This window comes from Micrococcus terreus (assembly GCF_900116905.1).
GTDB lineage: Bacteria > Actinomycetota > Actinomycetes > Actinomycetales > Micrococcaceae > Citricoccus > Citricoccus terreus.
Genome location: NZ_FPCG01000029.1, coordinates 1 through 1,532, shown reverse-complemented (window position 1 = coordinate 1,532; position 1,532 = coordinate 1). Strand labels below are relative to the sequence as shown.

At 63.0% G+C, this 1,532-nt stretch carries 2 protein-coding genes; both read right to left on the bottom strand.

Annotated features, from left to right (window positions below):
- Window positions 1-27: 27 nt before the first annotated feature.
- A complete protein-coding gene (locus tag BM355_RS13980) occupies window positions 28-1,047 on the bottom strand; it encodes an IS3 family transposase (RefSeq protein ID WP_091699765.1) in 1,020 nt (339 codons plus the stop codon).
- Window positions 1,048-1,079: 32 nt separating this feature from the next.
- Complete coding sequence (locus tag BM355_RS13975) at window positions 1,080-1,475, bottom strand: hypothetical protein (RefSeq protein ID WP_091699763.1); 396 nt, start codon at window positions 1,473-1,475, stop codon at window positions 1,080-1,082.
- Window positions 1,476-1,532: the final 57 nt, after the last annotated feature.

The following is a 1,532-nucleotide window of genomic DNA, read 5'->3' as shown; positions in this document are numbered from 1 at the left end:
CGACGGGTGTCAACCTGTTGTGAACCGTTAGTGGGATATGAGGGTGTGAATGGTCGGGGGTAGCTTCAGTCGGGAGCCGTCGTTGGCGAGATTGATCGTGGCCCGAGCTGGTGGGGTCAGGACGGTTGGTTCCTGGCGGTAGCGGCGTGGATGTGCCCGGTAGTGAGCGTGCATGGCTTGCTGCCGGGCCGCCGCCTGCTGTGTCCAGCTCCCGTCGTGCATGGAGGCTGGGGTGTATCCGGCCAGAGCGGAATGGCGGTGTTCGGTGTTGTACCAGCAGACCCAGTCCGTGACCCAGGTCTGGGCGTGGTCGATGTCTTGGAAGACTCCGGGGTAGTGCTGGGAGCCCTTCACGGTGCCGAACCAGGACTCGATGTAGGCGTTGTCGTTACTGACTCCCGGGCGGATCAGAGATCGTTCTACCCCGTGATCGGCCAGAGTCTTGGCCACAGAGGCCGAAGTCATCGCCGCTCCGTTATCCGAATGGACGACCCTCACAGTGCCACCAGCGGCCTCGATCACCCCGGTGAGCAGCCGAGCGGCGATCAAATGGTTCTCACTGGACTGGACGGTATGACCGACGATCTTGCGTGAGTACAGATCGATCACCGAGTACAAGGCATACCGTTCTCCCCGCATCAGCCCGGGCAGAAAGGTGATGTCCCAGCAGTACACCTGATCAGGGCCAGTGGCCATCAGCTGCGGCACGGTGCTGGTGCGGGCCCGTCGGGCCCGCACCGGCCGAGCCAGCACGGGCGATCCCATCTGGGAAGCCAGACGATGGAAGGTGGCTGAACTGGCCAGCACCGGACCGGAGTCGAGATGACGCAGATGGATCTGCTCAACGCTCAACCCCTCCCTGGCACCCTGGGCGAGCAGCTGGCAGATCTGATCCCGTTCGTGTTGGCTCAGCGCTGCCGGCTGATGCCGGTCCCGGTGAAGCACCGGAACCGCCACCGGCGCCCGCGGCTTGGACCGGTAGTGAAAGGAACTCTTAGAGAGCCCGATCACCTCCAGAGCCGCCCGCTGGGAGCGCCCGGCGGTCATCAGCTCGCCGATCAGCTGGTGCTCCTGATCGATCAGCTGCTGGTGGGCTTGGAGCTGGGCAGGCTCCCAGTCTGGTCCTCCGCGCCGTCGGCCACGCCAAGACTGTGCATGACCGATATAGCTTTTCCCAGAGCATCCACCGCCTTGCGCTCAGCAGCCAGCTGATCATTGAGTCGATCAACCTCGGCCTGAAGCCGGCGGATCTCCGTGGCATCTCGTCTGGTCATCACCCCAGTCTTTCGAGGCACCAGACCCCTGTCCAGGTCACCATCGGCCAACGCCGCCTGCCATCTTCGCAACTGCTCGAAGCAGATGTCCTGCTCCTTCAAAAACGCTCTCTTCGTCCCATGAGGACGCTCCAGATACTCCAGCACCAACCGGCGCCGCTGCTCCGGGGAGAACTCCTTGGTCGGAATGATTACAGTCATGAACCTGCTCCATCAATCAGGGAACCAACCGGTTCACAACCAGCCTGCCAGGAAGGG

Bases quoted from the DNA above. Each gene is read 5' to 3' on its own strand.
- BM355_RS13975 (WP_091699763.1), bottom strand. From the start codon at position 1,475: ATGACTGTAATCATTCCGACCAAGGAGTTCTCCCCGGAGCAGCGGCGC.
- BM355_RS13980 (WP_091699765.1), bottom strand. From the start codon at position 1,047: ATGACCGCCGGGCGCTCCCAGCGGGCGGCTCTGGAGGTGATCGGGCTC.